The 15,393-nt window shown below is 72.0% G+C and carries 16 protein-coding genes; 13 read left to right on the top strand and 3 right to left on the bottom strand.

What is annotated here, in order from left to right; all coding sequences use genetic code 11:
• Positions 1-34 precede the first annotated feature (34 nt).
• From A3CQ_RS0113975 to A3CQ_RS0113945, 7 genes are read left to right on the top strand one after another with little or no spacing between them, the layout of a single operon-like run.
• A complete protein-coding gene (locus A3CQ_RS0113975; RefSeq protein WP_020511561.1) occupies positions 35-694 on the top strand; it encodes a glycosyltransferase family 2 protein in 660 nt (219 codons plus the stop codon).
• The gene (locus tag A3CQ_RS0113970) at positions 691-1,434 is read left to right on the top strand and encodes a TIGR04282 family arsenosugar biosynthesis glycosyltransferase (RefSeq protein WP_020511560.1); all 744 of its coding nucleotides are present in this window, start codon (positions 691-693) and stop codon (positions 1,432-1,434) included. The genes A3CQ_RS0113975 and A3CQ_RS0113970 overlap by 4 nt, the downstream gene beginning before the upstream one ends.
• Positions 1,431-2,048, top strand: coding sequence for a methyltransferase domain-containing protein (locus A3CQ_RS0113965; RefSeq protein ID WP_020511559.1), 618 nt, complete (start codon positions 1,431-1,433; stop codon positions 2,046-2,048). The genes A3CQ_RS0113970 and A3CQ_RS0113965 overlap by 4 nt, the downstream gene beginning before the upstream one ends.
• The gene (locus tag A3CQ_RS0113960; RefSeq protein WP_020511558.1) at positions 2,021-3,382 is read left to right on the top strand and encodes a molybdopterin-dependent oxidoreductase; all 1,362 of its coding nucleotides are present in this window, start codon (positions 2,021-2,023) and stop codon (positions 3,380-3,382) included. Before A3CQ_RS0113965 ends, A3CQ_RS0113960 begins: the two co-directional genes overlap by 28 nt.
• Entirely contained in the window at positions 3,379-3,774 is a 396-nt protein-coding gene (locus tag A3CQ_RS60735) for a hypothetical protein (RefSeq protein WP_157295827.1), read from the top strand. Before A3CQ_RS0113960 ends, A3CQ_RS60735 begins: the two co-directional genes overlap by 4 nt.
• A gap of 10 nt (positions 3,775-3,784) precedes the next feature.
• Positions 3,785-4,480, top strand: a complete 696-nt coding sequence (locus tag A3CQ_RS0113950) for a response regulator transcription factor (protein WP_020511556.1) — start codon at positions 3,785-3,787, stop codon at positions 4,478-4,480.
• On the top strand, positions 4,477-5,484 hold the full coding sequence (locus A3CQ_RS0113945) for a sensor histidine kinase (protein WP_020511555.1): 1,008 nt from the start codon (positions 4,477-4,479) through the stop codon (positions 5,482-5,484). Before A3CQ_RS0113950 ends, A3CQ_RS0113945 begins: the two co-directional genes overlap by 4 nt.
• On the opposite strand, the gene A3CQ_RS0113940 is transcribed toward A3CQ_RS0113945, so the two are convergent.
• The 3 genes from A3CQ_RS0113940 to A3CQ_RS0113930 are packed head-to-tail and all read right to left on the bottom strand — an operon-like array spanning position 5,481 to position 8,441.
• Positions 5,481-6,500 (bottom strand): LacI family DNA-binding transcriptional regulator, encoded by a 1,020-nt coding sequence (locus A3CQ_RS0113940; RefSeq protein ID WP_020511554.1) that lies wholly within the window; start codon positions 6,498-6,500, stop codon positions 5,481-5,483. The two genes, A3CQ_RS0113945 and A3CQ_RS0113940, sit on opposite strands and share 4 nt — an antisense overlap.
• Positions 6,501-6,510: 10 nt before the next feature.
• A complete protein-coding gene (locus A3CQ_RS0113935; protein ID WP_020511553.1) occupies positions 6,511-7,677 on the bottom strand; it encodes an MFS transporter in 1,167 nt (388 codons plus the stop codon).
• A complete protein-coding gene (locus A3CQ_RS0113930) occupies positions 7,674-8,441 on the bottom strand; it encodes a substrate-binding domain-containing protein (RefSeq protein ID WP_020511552.1) in 768 nt (255 codons plus the stop codon). Before A3CQ_RS0113930 ends, A3CQ_RS0113935 begins: the two co-directional genes overlap by 4 nt.
• A 109-nt stretch (positions 8,442-8,550) precedes the next feature.
• Between A3CQ_RS0113930 and A3CQ_RS0113925 the strand changes: the two genes are divergently transcribed.
• The 6 genes from A3CQ_RS0113925 to A3CQ_RS0113900 are packed head-to-tail and all read left to right on the top strand — an operon-like array spanning position 8,551 to position 15,327.
• Positions 8,551-9,786 (top strand): amino acid ABC transporter substrate-binding protein, encoded by a 1,236-nt coding sequence (locus A3CQ_RS0113925; protein WP_020511551.1) that lies wholly within the window; start codon positions 8,551-8,553, stop codon positions 9,784-9,786.
• A gap of 6 nt (positions 9,787-9,792) precedes the next feature.
• Entirely contained in the window at positions 9,793-10,671 is an 879-nt protein-coding gene (locus tag A3CQ_RS0113920) for a branched-chain amino acid ABC transporter permease (protein WP_020511550.1), read from the top strand.
• Positions 10,668-12,452: a branched-chain amino acid ABC transporter ATP-binding protein/permease gene (locus tag A3CQ_RS0113915; RefSeq protein WP_157295826.1), complete on the top strand. Its 1,785-nt coding sequence runs from the start codon at positions 10,668-10,670 to the stop codon at positions 12,450-12,452. Before A3CQ_RS0113920 ends, A3CQ_RS0113915 begins: the two co-directional genes overlap by 4 nt.
• Positions 12,439-13,173 carry an ABC transporter ATP-binding protein gene (locus A3CQ_RS0113910; RefSeq protein WP_020511548.1) on the top strand — a complete coding sequence of 245 codons (735 nt, stop codon included), beginning with the start codon at positions 12,439-12,441 and terminating at the stop codon, positions 13,171-13,173. Before A3CQ_RS0113915 ends, A3CQ_RS0113910 begins: the two co-directional genes overlap by 14 nt.
• Entirely contained in the window at positions 13,166-14,089 is a 924-nt protein-coding gene (locus A3CQ_RS0113905; protein WP_211216576.1) for an NAD(P)-dependent oxidoreductase, read from the top strand. The genes A3CQ_RS0113910 and A3CQ_RS0113905 overlap by 8 nt, the downstream gene beginning before the upstream one ends.
• A complete protein-coding gene (locus A3CQ_RS0113900) occupies positions 14,086-15,327 on the top strand; it encodes a M24 family metallopeptidase (protein WP_020511546.1) in 1,242 nt (413 codons plus the stop codon). Before A3CQ_RS0113905 ends, A3CQ_RS0113900 begins: the two co-directional genes overlap by 4 nt.
• The last annotated feature ends 66 nt before the right edge of the window (positions 15,328-15,393 follow it).

The raw sequence follows: 15,393 nt of genomic DNA, 5'->3' as shown, positions 1-15,393 counted from the left end.
CCTGGTGGCGGCCCTCGTGACTAGCGTCGGCCGCATGACCGACGTGGTGCTGCCCTGCCGGAACGAGGCCCCGGCCCTGCCCGATCTGCTGGCCCGGATGCCGGCCGGCTATCGGGCGATCGTCGTCGACAACGGCTCGACCGACGCCTCGGCCGCGGTCGCCCGCGCCTGCGGCGCCGAGGTGATCAGCGTGGCCGAGCCGGGGTACGGCGCCGCGGTGCACGCCGGAGTTCTGGCCGCCGATCCGGACGACGGCGTGGTGTGTGTGATGGACGCCGACGGGTCGTTCGACCCGGCGCAGCTTCCCGCCGTGGCCCGCCCCGTGCGCGATGGCGAGGCCGACCTCGCCGCCGGCCGCCGCCGGCCGGTCGCGCGCGGGGTGTGGCCGCTGCACGCCCGGGCCGGCAACGCCCTCCTGGCTAGGCGGGTACGCCGCACGACCGGGCTGGACGTGCACGACATCGGCCCGATGCGCGCGGTGCGCCGCGCCGACCTGCTCGCGCTCGGCCTGCGCGACCGCCGGTTCGGGTATCCACTGGAGCTGCTGGTCGCGGCCGGCCGTGCCGGCTGGCGGGTCGCCGAGATCGACGTGGACTATCTGCCCCGGGCCGCCGGCACCCGTTCGAAGGTGACCGGCTCGGTGCTCGGCACCGCCCGGGCCGTCCGCGACATGAGCCGGGTGCTGGCCCGATGAGCGCCCGCATCATCGTGCTGGCCAAGGTGCCCGTCCCGGGCCGGGTCAAGACCCGCCTCTGCCCGCCGTGCACGCCCGAGCAGGCGGCCAGGGTCGCCGCCGCGGCCCTGGCCGACACCATCGACGCGGTGGGAGATGCGGGGATCCTGGTGACCGACCGGCCCTGCCCCGCGCCCCCGGGCTGGGCGACCGCCCTGCAGCACGGCGGCCCGCTGCCCGAGCGGCTGGCCAACGCCTTCGCCGACACGAGAACACCCGGCACGGCCACGCTGCTGATCGGCATGGACACCCCGCAGCTGACCGTCGAGCACCTGGACGCCGCCCGCCGCTTGCTCGGCGAGCCGGGCGGACCGGACGCCGTGCTCGGACGGGCCGACGATGGCGGCTGGTGGGCACTCGGGCTGCGCGACGCCACCCACGCCGAGGTGCTGCGCGACGTTCCCACATCCACGGGTACGACCGGCCGGCGCACCTACGAGGCGCTGCGGCAGCGCGGCCTGCGTGTGGCCGAGCTGCCCCGGCTGCGCGACGTGGACACGGCCGCCGACGCCCTCGCCGTGGCCGCACTCTGCCCGCCCGGCCGCCGATTCCCGGCCGTGGTCGCCGCCGAGGTGCCGGTGCCGGCGACCCGCGCGACCGTCGTCGAGTCGCCGGCCGTGGTCGCCCGCGCGAGCGTCACCGAGGTGCAGGCGGCGACCCGCGCGAGCGTTGCCGAGGTGCCGGCCGTGGGGGCCCGGTGAGCGCGGCCGTGCTCTTCGACGCCGTGTTCCGCCGGCCCGCGCCGTTCACCGTCCGGCACGCGACCGGCGCGGAGCACCGGTTCGACCCGGTGGCGTGGTGCCGGGACGACCTGCCCGGCGACGGAACCCTTCTCGCGCGGTGCACCGGGCCGACCCTGGACGTCGGGTGCGGCCCCGGACGGCTGACCGTGGCGCTGGCCGGCCGTGGCCTGCCGGCGCTCGGCATCGACATCAGCGAGACCGCCGTGCGCCTGGCCCGCCGCCGAGGCGCGACCGCACTGCGCCGCGACGTCTTCGACCCGTTGCCCGGCACCGGCCGCTGGCAGCACGTGCTGCTCGCGGACGGCAACATCGGCATCGGCGGCGACCCGGCCCGGCTGCTGCGCCGGTGCCGCCGGCTGGTGCGTCCCGAAGGCCGGGTGCACGTCGAGGCGGCCGCACCCGGCACCGCGGCCTGGTCCGGCGCCGCCGTGGTGCAGGGCGGCGGCACCGAGTTGCCGTGGGCGTGCGTGCCGATCGACGACCTCTCCGCACTCGCCGCCGCCACGTCGATGCGCCTGCTCGCCACCTGGACGGAGGCGGGCCGATGGTTCGCAACCCTCGCCGCGCACTGAAAAGCAACGCCGAGCGCAAGGTGCCCGCCGAGGCCGACCGCGCGATGCCGAGCGACGCCGAGCGCACGGTGCCGAGCGACGCCGGCCGCGCGGTGGGCGGCGATGGCGACGGCGGCGGCGAGCGTGCGATGAAGGGCCACGCCACGCAGGCGGTGGCTCGGCGGGTGCTTGAGCGGGTGAACGCGCCGCTGCCGATGCCGCCCTCGGCGCTGCGGCGAGGGCCGTTGCGCGAGGGGGCGTTCCGGTCGCGGCTGCGGTCGGAGCGGTTGACCAGCGTGCTCGGTGTGGCGCTCGGGGTGGCCTTCGGCGTCTGCTTCGTCACCGGGCTGCTCAGCCACCTCATCCAGCACCCGCCGGGCTGGTTCTGGTGGCCGTCGCGGCCGGTCTGGCTCTACCGGGTCACCCAGGGCGTGCACGTGGCGACCGGGCTGGCCTGCGTACCCCTGCTCGGAGTCAAGCTCTGGTCGGTCTTCCCGAGGCTGTTCGCCTGGCCGCCGATCCGGTCGATCGCGCACGCGGCCGAGCGGGCCAGTGTCGCCGCGCTGGTGGCGGCGGCGTTGTTCCAGGTGGTCAGCGGGGTTCTGAACATCGCGCACTGGTACGCGCCGATGCCGTTCTTCTTCACCACCGGGCACTACTGGGTCGCCTGGCTCGCCGTCGGCGCGCTCCTCGTTCACGTGGGTGTTCAACTGCCGGTCGTGCGGGAGGCGCTGCGCAGGCGGAAGGACCGGCCGCCCGAGCCCGGCCGGCGGGCGCTGCTGACCGGGGTGGCGGCCGCCGCCGGGCTGATCACGCTCACGACGGTCGGGCAGACGGTACGGCCCCTGTCCGGCCTGGGCCTGCTCGCCCCGCGCCGGCCGGGCATCGGACCCCAGGGACTGCCGGTGAACAAGACCGCGGTGGCCGCGGGGATCGCCGTCGACGCGGGGTACCGGCTGGTGCTCACGGGGCCGGCGGGGGAGACCAGCCTCGGCCTGGCCGCGCTGAACGCGATGCCGCAGTACACCGCGAGCCTGCCGATCGCCTGCGTCGAGGGGTGGAGCGCGGGCGCCACCTGGGGCGGAGTGCGGCTGCGCGACCTGGTGACGCTGGCCGGCGGCGATCCCGAGCGGGCCACCGTGCTGGTCGAATCGTTGCAACGGACTGGCCGATACCGGGCCTCGACCCTGCCGCCGGAGCACGTACGCGACCCGCTCACGCTGATCGCGCTGCGGATCGGCGGCGAGGTGCTGCACCTCGACCACGGGTACCCGGCGCGCCTGATCGCACCGAACCGGCCCGGCGTGCTGCAGACCAAATGGGTCGGCCGGATCACCGTGCGGATGCCGCGATGAAGACCCGAGCGGCACTGGTGGCGGCGGGCGCGGCGCTCATGGCGTACGCAAGCATTGGTCTTTTGGTCGGACACTCAGCGCAACCGATTGGCATAGCTGTTTTTCTCCTGGCCGTCCTGGTCGGTCACGACCTGGTGTGGATGCCGGTCGCGCTCGCGGCCGGCCTGCTGATCGCCCGGTGTGGCATGGTGGCGCGGGTCGCGGCGGTGATCGCGGCCTCGATCGGCGTGGTGGCGCTGCCGCTAGTGCTGGGGCACGGGCAACCGGCCGACAACCCGTCGGTGCTGCCGCTGCACTACGGGCGGAATCTCCTGCTGATCCTGCTGGTGATCACGGCGGCGGCGGTGGTCCGTAAGAAGTTCGCAAGGCCGAAGCGGCCGCGGGATGAGTAGCGTGACCGGGATGGGACATCGGGTGCTGGTGGTCGACGACGACCCGACCGTGAGCGACGTCGTCCGGCGCTACCTGGAACAGGACGGCTGCGAGGTGCGGCTGGCGGCCGACGGCGCCGACGGGCTGGCCGCGATCGCCGCCCAGCGCCCCGACCTGGTCGTGCTCGACCTCATGATGCCCGGTATCGACGGGCTCGAGGTGTGCCGCCGGCTGCGCAGGCAGCTGCCCGACCTGCCGGTGATCATGCTGACCGCGCTCGGCGAGGAGGCCGACCGGGTGCTCGGCCTCGAGGTCGGCGCCGACGACTATGTGACCAAGCCGTTCTCGCCGCGCGAGCTCGTGCTGCGGATCCGCTCGGTGCTGCGCCGCGCCGCCCCCACCGCCGATCCGCCGCCGCCGGCCACCATCACCGACGCCGACCTGACCCTCGACACCGCCCGCCGCCTCGCCGCGCGGAGCGGCCAACCGCTGTCGCTGACCGCGCGCGAGTTCGACCTTCTGATGTTCTTACTGCGCCATCCCGGCCGGGCCTGGTCCCGCGCCGAGCTGCTGGACAAGGTGTGGGGCTGGCAGTTCGGCGATCAGTCCACCGTCACCGTTCATGTCCGGCGGCTGCGGGAGAAGATCGAGCCGGACCCGGCCGAGCCCCGCCGCATCCTCACGGTGTGGGGCATCGGCTACCGCTACGAGCCGAGCGTGCCGTGAAGGACCCGCTGCTGATCGCCCTCTACGCGCTGGCCGCCGGCACGGTGGTCGGTGCCGCGGGCGCGACCGTGTTGCGCCTGCTGCGTGGCCGCTCGATCCTCACCCACATCGTCGTGTTGCTGGCCGTGACCGTGCTGGCCGTGGTCGCAGGCGTGTCGACCGTCGCCTGGGCGATGTTCCTCTCCGCCCACGACATGCGGGTCGTGCTGCTCACCGTCGCCGCGGCCGCGCTGGTCAGCCTGGGTGTGGGGGTGGTGTTCGGCCGCCGGCTGGCCGCCTCGGCGGTCTGGGCGCAACAGGCCCGGGACCGGGAGCGGCGGCTCGAGGCCGGCCGGCGGGAGCTGGTCGCCTGGGTGTCGCACGATCTGCGCACCCCGCTGGCCGGGATGCGGGCGATGGCGGAGGCGCTCGAGGACGGTGTGGTCGCCGACCCGGAGACGGTCGCCGAGTACCACCGGCGGCTGCGCGTCGAGACCGGCCGGATGACCCGCCTCGTCGACGACCTGTTCGAGCTGTCCCGCATCAACGCCGGCGCGCTGCGGCTGGTCCCGACCACCGTGCCGCTGCGCGAGGTGGTCTCCGACGCGATCGCCGGTGTCGCGCCGCTCGCCGCCGGCAAGAAGATCACGCTGGTGGCGGCGGAGTCCGGCTGGCCGGCGGTGCGGGGGAGTGAGCGCGAGCTCGCGCGGGTCGTGACCAACCTGCTGATCAACTCGGTGCGCTACACCCCGGCCGACGGGACCGTGCACATCGACGCCGGGCGGGAGCGGGACGGCGTGTGGCTCGCGGTCTCCGACACCTGCGGCGGCATCCCCGTCGACGACCTCGACCGGGTCTTCGACATCGCCTTCCGCGGCGAGCGGGCCCGGACTCCCGAGTCCGGCGCCGGCGGCGGGCTCGGCCTGGCGATCGTGCGCGGGCTGGTCGAGGCGCACGGCGGCCAGGTCGGGGTCCGCAACACCGGTGGCGGATGCCGTTTCGAGGTGCGCCTGCCGGCCGCCTAGCGCGCGGGCCGCGCGGTCGAGGCGCGCACGACGAGCGACGGCGCCATCAGCACCGAGCGCGGGTGCCGCTCCGGCTCCTCGATCGTGTCGAGCAGCAGGCGCGCCGCCTCGCCACCGATCTCGTAGTGCGGAATGGCCACTGTGGTCAGTGGCGGGCGCATCTTGTCGAGGAACGGCATCTCGTTGAACCCCACCACGCTGATCTGCAAGGGGCACTCGATGCCCCGCTCCGCGAAGACGTCGTAGCAGCCGAGCGCGATCAGGTCGTTCCCCGCCACGACCGCGGTGAACTCCGCGCCCGTGTCGAGCAGCTTCCGCAGGGCAAGAGCGCCCTCGGACTCCGACCAGTATCCACACTCGACGGTCAGCGCCGGATCGTCGGGCAGCCCGTGGTCGATCATCGCGTGCCGGAAGGCGCGGGCGCGGTTCACCCCCGTGGACGTCCCCTGCGGCCCGGCCAGGTGCGCGATCCGCGAATGGCCGAGAGCCACCAGGTGCGCCACCGACAGAGCAACACCGGCATCGTCGTCGGCCGCCACCGACGGCAGCTCCAGGCCGTCCACCTTCCGATTCACCAGCACCATCCGTACGCCCTGATCGTGCAGTCGCACCAGCAGGGGATGCTCCCGGCGGGCGGTGGCGACGATGAGGCCCTCGACCTGCCGCGAGCGCAACGACTCGACCAGTGCCTCCTCACGCCCGGCGTCGTTGTCGGTGTTGACGATCCAGGCGTTGTAACCGGCGGTGGTCAGCACGTCCTCGATGCCGCGGACGATCGGTGGGAACAGCGGGTTCGTCAGGTCGGGGATGACCACGCCGACCGTGCTGCTGCGGGCGGTCTTTAGGCTGCGCGCGATCGGGTTGGGCTGGTAGCCGAGCGACTCGGCGGCGCGCAGCACCTTGCGGGCGGTCTCGGCGTTGACCAGCGGCCGGGTCTGCGGGTTGAGCGCGCGGGACGCCGTCGCGGGGTGCACCCCGGCGAGCTGCGCGACATCGCGGAGCGTCGGGGTCGTCACGCGTACGAGTCTAGGATCGGCCACGGCCATCTCCGATCGGCACCGCCGGTGTGTGCAGTCGGGCTCGCGACACCGTGGCCGCCACGCCCAGCGGCACGGCCACCATAGCGAGCGCCGCGAAGCCGCCCGCGTAGTCTCCCGCCGACGCCGGCCCGGCCAGCAGCCACGACGAGAGCGCGCTGCCGGCGAAGAGACAGCCCGCGAAGCCCGACACCACCGCGGCCCGGGCGCTCGGCAGCACCTCGGTGGCCCAGGTCTGCAGCGACGAGTGCATGGCCGCCCAGGCCAGCCCGATCAGCGTGGCCACCCCGGCCGCCACCGCGGCCCGCTGGGAGAACGCGGCCAGCCCGCAGCCCGCGACCGCGGCGGCCGCACCGCAGCCGATCAGCCGCCAGGCCGGCCAGCGCCGGGAGAGCGCGCCGGCGAGCGGGGCGAAGACCAGCACCGCGAGCCCGTAGACGGCGGTAACGGCACCGGCCAGCGCCGCGCTCACGCCGGTGGACTCGACGGCCGGCGGCAGCAGGGTGAGGGCGCCGAGCAGGACCCCGCCCTCGACGAAGGCGAGCAGCAGCACCAGCAGCGCGGCCGGCGACCGCACCAGATGGCCGAACGGATTGCCGGCGGGCCGGTCGACGGGCGGCGTGGGCAGGCGGCGCAGCAGGAACGAGAGCGTCAGCGCGCAGACGGCCGAGACCACGAACGCGGCCCGCCAGCTCACCGCGACCGCGAGCAGCCCCGCACCGGCCGAGGCGAGCGCGGTGCCCAGCGCGACGCCGACCATGAGGTTGGTGACCTCGGTCTGCCGGCGCTCCCGCGAGACGGTGTCGCCCACGTAGATGAGGCTGGCCGGGATCGCGGCGCTGAACGCGGCGCCGGCCAGCGCGCGGGCCACGCCGAGCTGGGTGACCGTGGTGACGGCGGCCGATCCCGCCGCGGCCAGCCCGGCCGCGGCCAGCGTGATCCGGAGCGTGCGGACCCGCCCGAGGCGGTCGGAGACGATGCCCCAGACGGGTTGCATCAGCCCGTACGCGAGGAAGTAGACGCTCGCCGTCTGGACCACCGCCGACAGCGGGACGCCGAGGGAGCGGGCCGTCACGATCAGCATCGGCGGCATCGCGAACCGGTCCATGGTGCTGACGAACGTGGTGGCCTGCAACAGCCGCAGCGGCCTGGTCACGTGAAGCGCCGCCGCAGCCCGGCCACCGTCGCGAGGGCCGAGGCGTGGATGGCGCCGTCCGGCACGAGGCCCTCATCGGGGTCCTTCAGCCGGCGCAGATAGCGCTCGGCGAGCGGCCGCTCCAGACCGAGGGCGGCCGTGGTCGACGAGATGACCAGTTCGTCATGCTTGCCGTCCACAATGGCGGCGGCGGTCGCGACCAGGCGCGTGGCGAGGTGGCCGACGGGGCCGGGGTCGAGCGCCGCCAGCACCGTCCCGAGGTAGGGGCCGCAGACCTCGCTCACCCGGGCGACGGCCGTGAAGCCGGCCGCCTCGGCGTGCAGTTCGTTCCCGGCGTTGAGCATCGTGTAGTCGCACACGCCGGCGAGCAGCGCCGCGAGCCGCTTGGGCGTCGACCCGAGCGTCACGATCTCGTACTCGTCGCGGGTGACGCCGAGCGACTCGGCCAGGGCGTACAGGGCAAAGGCGAAGCCCGAGGTGGGCACGTCGACACCGACTCGCGCACCGCGCAGCTCGCCGCGGCCGTAGAGGGCCAGCCCCATACCGCGATCGATCGCGGCCAGCATCTCCACCCGGCGCGGCTGCCCGAGGACGTTGTCGGGGCTGGTGAGCACGGCGTCGTACGCCCCGTCGTAGAGCGCGCGGAACTGGGCCGGCGACGAGGGCACGAGCGTCTCGCTCACGTCGAGCGCCGGATCGAGGTCGCGAGCGACGCGCAGCAGCACCGACGGCGTGAACGAGCCGAGTCGGACGGTGGTGGCCACGTCGGCAGCTTAGACCGCACTCGTTTGCATTGACAGGTCTTGACATCGCAGTAACGTGCGACACATTCTGCTACGCAAACGATTGCGGCCTCTCTTCAGGAGGACCCTGATGATCGAAATATCCGTCCCCCGGCTTCTTGCCGCTTCCCTCACCGCCACGCTCGTCCTCGGCGTGGCCGCGTGCGGCTCCCGTCCGTCCGAGAAGAAGGCGGCGGCCGACACCAGCAAACCCATGACGATCGGCATCTCACTGCCGCTCACCGGCGATTTCTCCCAGCCCGGCACCGAGGCGCGCCGGGGCTACGAGGTCTGGGCCGACCAGATCAACAAGTCCGGCGGCCTGCTCGGGCGCCAGGTCAACCTCAAGATCGTCGACGACGCCAGCAACCAGGACACGGTGGTCAGCGACTACACCAAACTGATCACGCAGGACAAGGTCGACCTGATCCTCGGCACGTTCTCGTCGCTGCTCAACTACCCGGCCTCGGCGGTCGCGGAGAAGAACAGCATGGTCTACGTCGAGCCGGCCGGCGGCGCGCCGAAGATGTTCGACCGCGGCTTCAAGTACCTCTTCTTCGCCCAGCCGGCCACCGCGCCGCACCAGGCCGACGTCTTCGTCGACTGGATCAAGTCGCTCCCCGCCGACCAGCAGCCCAAGACGGCGGCCTATCCGACGCAGGACGACCCGTTCGCGGCGCCGGTCATCGAGAGCATGCAGAAGCAGCTGGAGGCGCTCGGGGTCAAGACCGTGTACAGCGCGACGTACCCGGCCGACACCACGAACTTCCAGTCGATCGCCAGCCAGCTCGCCGCCAAGAAGCCCGACCTGATCGCCCAGGGCGCGGTCTTCGAGGACGGCGTCGGACTGGTCCGCTCGCTCAAGCAGCTGCAGTACTCACCGAAGATCATGTTCCAGACCTCGGCCCCCAGCAACGCCGGCCAGTACTCGTCCGGCATCGGCGTGGAGAACACCGAGGGCATCTTCTACACGGTCAGCTGGCATCAGGACGCGAAGACGCCGCGCAACGCCGAGTTCGTCGCGGACTACAAGGCGAAGTTCCAGAACGCCGACCCGGCCGAGGACGCGGCGGACGCGTACGCGGCGGCCGAGGTGCTCCAGGCGGCGGTCACCGCGGTCGGCTCCACCGACCAGGCCAAGCTGCGCGACTGGCTGCACGCCAACCAGGTCACCACCATCCTCGGCCCGCTGAGCTGGACCGCGACCGGCGAGCCGATCGGCAAGTTCCTGCTCGGGCAGTGGCAGTCCGGCAAGGCGCAGGTCGTGGCCCCGGCCGATGCCGCCACCTCGCAGACGGTCGTGAACCCCAAGCCCGACTGGAAGTGATGGCTCATGGCCCAGTTCGTCCAGGCGGTCGTGCTCGGCGTGCTGATCGGCGGCATCTACGCGCTGATGGCCTCCGGCCTTACGCTGATCTTCGGGGTGCTGCGGATCGTGAACATCGCGCAGGGTGCGTTCCTCATCCTGGTCGCGACGTTCACCTGGTGGCTGTGGCGGACGACCGGGATCGACCCGATCCTGTCCGCGGTCATCACCGCACCGCTGATGTTCGGCCTCGGCTGGGTGCTCTACCGGTTCGTGGTCCGGCGCATCAGCGGGCAGGCGGCCTCGATGTCGGTGCTGCTGACCTTCGGCATCGCGCTGGTCATCGAGGGCTTCCTGAACGTCGTGGCCGGCAACAAGTTCCGCTCGGCCACCCCGGCGTACTTCGAGCAGAGCTTCCGGGTGGGTGACATCCTGCTGCCCAAGGCCCAGGTCTACGGCTTCCTCGCGGCGGTCGTGGTGCTGGGCGGGCTGTACCTGCTGCTCACTCGCACCTGGGCGGGCCGGGCCATCCGGGCCACCTCGCAGAACCCGTCGGCCGCGGCGCTGGTCGGCATCGGGGCGACGGCCACGGCCGCGCTGGCGTTCGCGCTGGGCAGCGCGAGCGCCGGTGTCGGAGGGTCAATCCTTTCGGTGCTCTATCCATTCTTCCCGGCGTCGCACTACGACTGGATCTCCCGGCTGCTCGGCATCGTGGTGCTGGGCGGCATGGGGTCGCTTCCGGGGGCGCTCGTCGGCGCCCTCGTCCTCGGACTGGCCGAGACACTCACCGCGACCTACGGCTCGCTGCAGTGGTCGACGCTGGTCTTCTACCTCGTGATCATGGCGGTCCTGCTGGTCCGTCCGCAGGGTCTGTTCGGCGCCCGGCTGCGGGAGGACGTCGCATGAGGCGTTCTCACGTGGTCGCCCTGCTCTGCCTGGTCGCGCTCCTGATCTACCCGGTGATCAACCCGTGGCAGCCCTACCCCCAGGGCGTCATGCTGATGATGTTCCTGCTCGCCATCCAGGCCACCAGCTGGAACATAATTTCCGGGTACGCGGGTTACATCTCGCTCGGCCACAGCATGTTCCTCGGCCTCGGCTCCTACACCGCCGCGATCATCGCGTTGCACACCGGCGTGAACCCGCTCTGGGTGGCGCCGCTCGGCGGGGTCACCGCGGTGATCGTGGCGGTCCTCGCCGGGGCGGTCGTGCTGCGGACCCGTGGTCATGCCTTCGTCATCATCACAATCGCGTTGCTGCTGTCCGCGCAGATCGTGGCGACCAACTGGGACTCGCTGACCAACGGCTCGGACGGGATCACGCTCGAGCTGCCGTTCTGGAGCGCCGACTTCCAGAACATCCCGTTCTACTACGCGTTCCTGCTGCTCCTGGTGCTGACCGTGCTGTTCAGCGCGTGGATCGCCCGCACCAAGTTCGGCACGGGCCTGGTCGCGATCCGCGAGGACGAGGGCAAGGCCGCCGCGATCGGGGTCAACACCACGGTCCTCAAGATCCTTGCGTACGCGGCCAGCAGTTTCTTCATCGGCGTGGCCGGCGGGGTCTATGCGTATTACCAAACCTTCCTCAACCCGGTCGGATCGTTCGCGATTCTCGGCAGTGTGCTGATCGTCCTCGCGGCACTGGTCGGCGGGCGCGGCACTCTGTACGGGCCCGTCATCGGCGCGTTCATCGTCTCGCTCGTCAATGAGGGGGCAACGGTCTATGGCGGTAACAGTCAGACCCGCGTACTCATCATGGGTCTGATATTGGTTTTGGTAGTCCTTTTCCTCCCGGCGGGACTGCTGCCGTCGCTCTCCGCCGCCTGGCGCCGGCGGCACCCGGTGGAGGTGTCGTTCACCGATCAGGTCGGGGCGCTGTCGCACAACACGGCCGTGGTGCGCTCCCGGCTCCCGGTCTCCTCCGACCGGCCCGGACCCCTGCTCGAGGTGCGCGGGGTGAGCAAACGGTTCGGTGGTCTGGTCGCTGTCGACGGCGCCGACCTGGTGGTGGAACGGGGATCCATCACGGCGCTCATCGGGCCGAACGGATCCGGCAAGACCACGCTGTTCAATCTGATCACCGGGGCCATGCCGCTCGACTCCGGCACGATCACCTTCAACGGCAAGCGGATCGAGAAGCTGCCGCCGTGGACCCGCGGGCATCTCGGACTCGGGCGCACGTTCCAGGTGACGCGGCTGTTCAAGGACATGACCGTGCTGCAGAACGTGGTCGCGCCGCAGCCCGACGGGAAGCTGCGCACGATGCTGGCCGACGCCGTCTCGGGTGCGGAGGCCGCCCGCGCCCGGGACCTGCTCGACGTGGTCGGGCTCGGCGCGCTCGCCCAGCAGAAGGCCGGTTCGCTCTCGTACGGCCAGCAGAAGTTGGTCGAGCTGGCCCAGGTGCTGATGCTGGCGCCCGAGCTCGTGCTGCTCGACGAGCCGGCCGGCGGCGTCAACCCGAGCCTGCTCGGCCGGCTCACCGAGGTGATCCGCGAGCTCAACCGGGACGGCGTCACGTTCCTGGTCGTCGAGCACAACATTCCATTAGTCCTTTCGCTGTGCGATCCGGTCAACGTCTTCGCCCGCGGCAAATGCATCTCGTCCGGCCCGCCCGCGCGGATCCGGGAGGACCCGCTCGTGCTGGACGCCTACCTCGGCGACGACTGGAGGGCCGATGCTCACGCTTGAGAACGTCACGGCCGGGTACGGCGGCGGCGACGTACTGCAGGGGGTCGATCTGACCTGCGCGCCGGGCACGGTGACCTGCATCGTCGGGCCCAACGGCGCCGGGAAGTCCACCGTGCTCAAGGTGATCAGCGGGCTGCTGCGATGCCGGACCGGGTCGGTGTCGCTGGGGGAGACGCGGCTGGACGGGCTCGACCCGTCGCGCGTGCTGGCGCTGGGGATCACCCAGGTGCCGCAGTCGCAGGCGCTCTTCCCGGGCATGACCGTACGGGAGAACGTCCAGCTCGGCGGCTACCTGATCCGCCGCGACCGGAAGCTGCTGGCGGCCCGGTACGCGGCCGTGTGCGAGCGGATCCCGCTGGTCGCGTCGCGGGCCGGCGACCACGCGGGGAACCTGTCCGGCGGGCAGCGGCGGATGGTGGAGATCGCCCGTTGCCTCATGCTCGAGCCCAAGCTGCTGCTGCTCGACGAGCCGTCGCTCGGGCTCGACCCGCAGAGCCTCGCCGGGGTCGCGGGGCTGATCCGCTCGCTGAACGAGGGCGGCACGACCATGCTGCTGGTCGAGCAGAACGTCCGGCTCGGCCTCGGCCTGGCCACCCACGGGGTGGTGATGGAGGGCGGCCGGGTCCGGCTCACCGGCACGGCCGCCGCGGTACGGGACAACCCCGAGATGGCCGCGCTGTATCTGGGCGGCACCTCTGCGAAGGAGACTCAACGTGGCTGATGTTGTGGGGAAGATCGGGTGGATCGGCGCGGGCCGGATGGGTGCCGCCATGGCAGCCCGGCTGGTGGCGGCGGACATCGCGCCCCTCGCGTGGAACCGCACCCGGTCCAAGGCCGAGGCGATCGGCTGCCCCGTCGCGGACACGGTCGCCGAGCTACGCGGATGCGACGTCGTCTTCACCATGGTGTCCACGTCGGCCGACCTCGAGGAGGTGCTGCTCGGTGAGGGCGGGCTGCTGGCCGACCCGGAGCGGGTGCCCGGCACGCTCGTGGACTGCTCGACCATCTCGGAGGAGTCGTCGGCGCTGGTGCGGGCGGAATGCCTCGCGCGCGGGGTCGACTTCCTGGCCGCGCCGGTAAGCGGGAACGGCAAGGTGGTCGAGGCCGGCAAGTTGAGCATCGCGGTGTCGGGGCCGTTTTCCGCATTTCAACACGTGGAGTCTTTGCTCGGACATATCGCGCGCTCGGTCACGTACGTCGGGGAGGGTGACGTCTCACGGCTCGTGAAGATCTGCCACAACCTGATGCTGGGCGTGGTCACCCAGTGCATGGCCGAGATAACGGTGCTGGCCGAGCGGGGCGGGGTGTCCCGGGCGGCGTTCCTCGCGTTCCTCAACGACAGCGTGATGGGGTCGATGTTCACCCGGTACAAGAGCCCCGCGTTCGTCCACCTCGACTACACGGCGACGTTCACCCCGCTGCTGCTGCGCAAGGACTTCGACCTGGGGCTCGCGGCGGGTCACGACCTGAACGTGCCGATGCCGCTGGCCTCGCTGACGGCGGCACTGGTGCAACAGGCGGTGTCGAGCGGGCGGGTGGGCGAGGACTTCGCGATCCTCCTCGATCAGCAGGCCGCGGCCTCGGGCATCTCGCTGAAGCCGGAGGACACCCCGGTCGACGACGGGCTCTCGTCATGAGCCGGCCGCTGGGCGCGCCCGGGCACATGGGGGTCGACTACGAGGAGCGGGTCGACTTCCAGCGGCTGCGTTCGTACCGCATCGACCGGGCGCGGAAGGCGCTGGCCGGCTCGGAGTGCGGGGCGTTCCTGCTCTTCGACTTCTACAACATCCGGTACACGACGCAGACCTGGATCGGCGGCGCGCTCGGCGACAAGATGACCCGCTACGCGCTGCTCACCCGCGACGGGTCGGGCCCGACACTGTGGGATTTCGGCTCCGCCGCAAGACATCACAAGTTGTACGCGCCATGGCTCGACCCCGCCGACTGCCGGGCCGGCATGCTCGGGATGCGCGGGGCGATAGCCCCTTCGGCCGGGCTCATGGAATCGGCCGTACGCGAGATCAAGGAGATGCTGACCGACGCGGGCCTGCGTTCCGCCCCGATCGGCGTGGACATTGTCGAACCCGCGTTCCTCTTCGAGATGCAGAGGCAAGGGCTGGAGGTGGTCGACTGCCAGCAGCTCATGCTCGACGCCCGCCTGATCAAGTCGGCGGACGAGATCATGCTGCTCAACCAGGCCGCCGCCATGGTCGACGGCGTCTACCAGGACATAGTCGAGGCCCTGAAGCCCGGCATCCGCGAGAACGAGATCGTCGCGATGGCCAACAAGCGCCTCTACGAGATGGGCTCGGACCAGGTGGAGGCGATCAACGCGGTCTCCGGCGAGCGCTGCAACCCCCATCCCCACAACTTCTCCGACCGCATCATCCGCCCCGGCGACCAGGCGTTCTTCGACATCATCCACTCCTTCAACGGCTACCGGACCTGCTACTACCGCACGCTGGGCGTAGGCCGGGCCACCGCACCCCAACGCGACGCCTACCGCAAGGCCCGCGAGTGGATGGACGCCGCGATCGCCACGGTCCGCCCCGGAGTCGGCACCGACGAGATCGCCGCCGTCTGGCCGCAGGCGACGGAGTTCGGCTTCGAGAACGAGATGGCCGCGTTCGGCCTCCAGTTCGGCCACGGCCTGGGCCTCGGCCTCCACGAGCGCCCGATCATCTCCCGTCTGAACAGCATGACCGCCCCGGTCGAACTCCAGACGGGCATGGTCTTCGCACTCGAGACCTACTGTCCCGCGAGCGACGGCTTCTCGGCCGCCCGCATCGAGGAGGAGGTCGTGGTCACCGACGAGGGCCCGCGGATCCTCACGCTCTTCCCCGCCGAGGACCTCGTGGTCGCCAACCCCTACTGACCGGTCGCCGGCCCCTCGCCCCCGCGGCCCTTGCCCCGCGCGGCCCTTGCCCCGCGCGGCCCTTGC

The sequence above is a fragment of the Paractinoplanes globisporus DSM 43857 genome, from assembly GCF_000379645.1.
In the GTDB taxonomy this organism is placed as follows: Bacteria; Actinomycetota; Actinomycetes; order Mycobacteriales; family Micromonosporaceae; genus Actinoplanes; species Actinoplanes globisporus.
The sequence above is the reverse complement of the archived record's forward strand: the minus strand, read 5'-3'. Positions and strand labels throughout refer to the sequence as shown.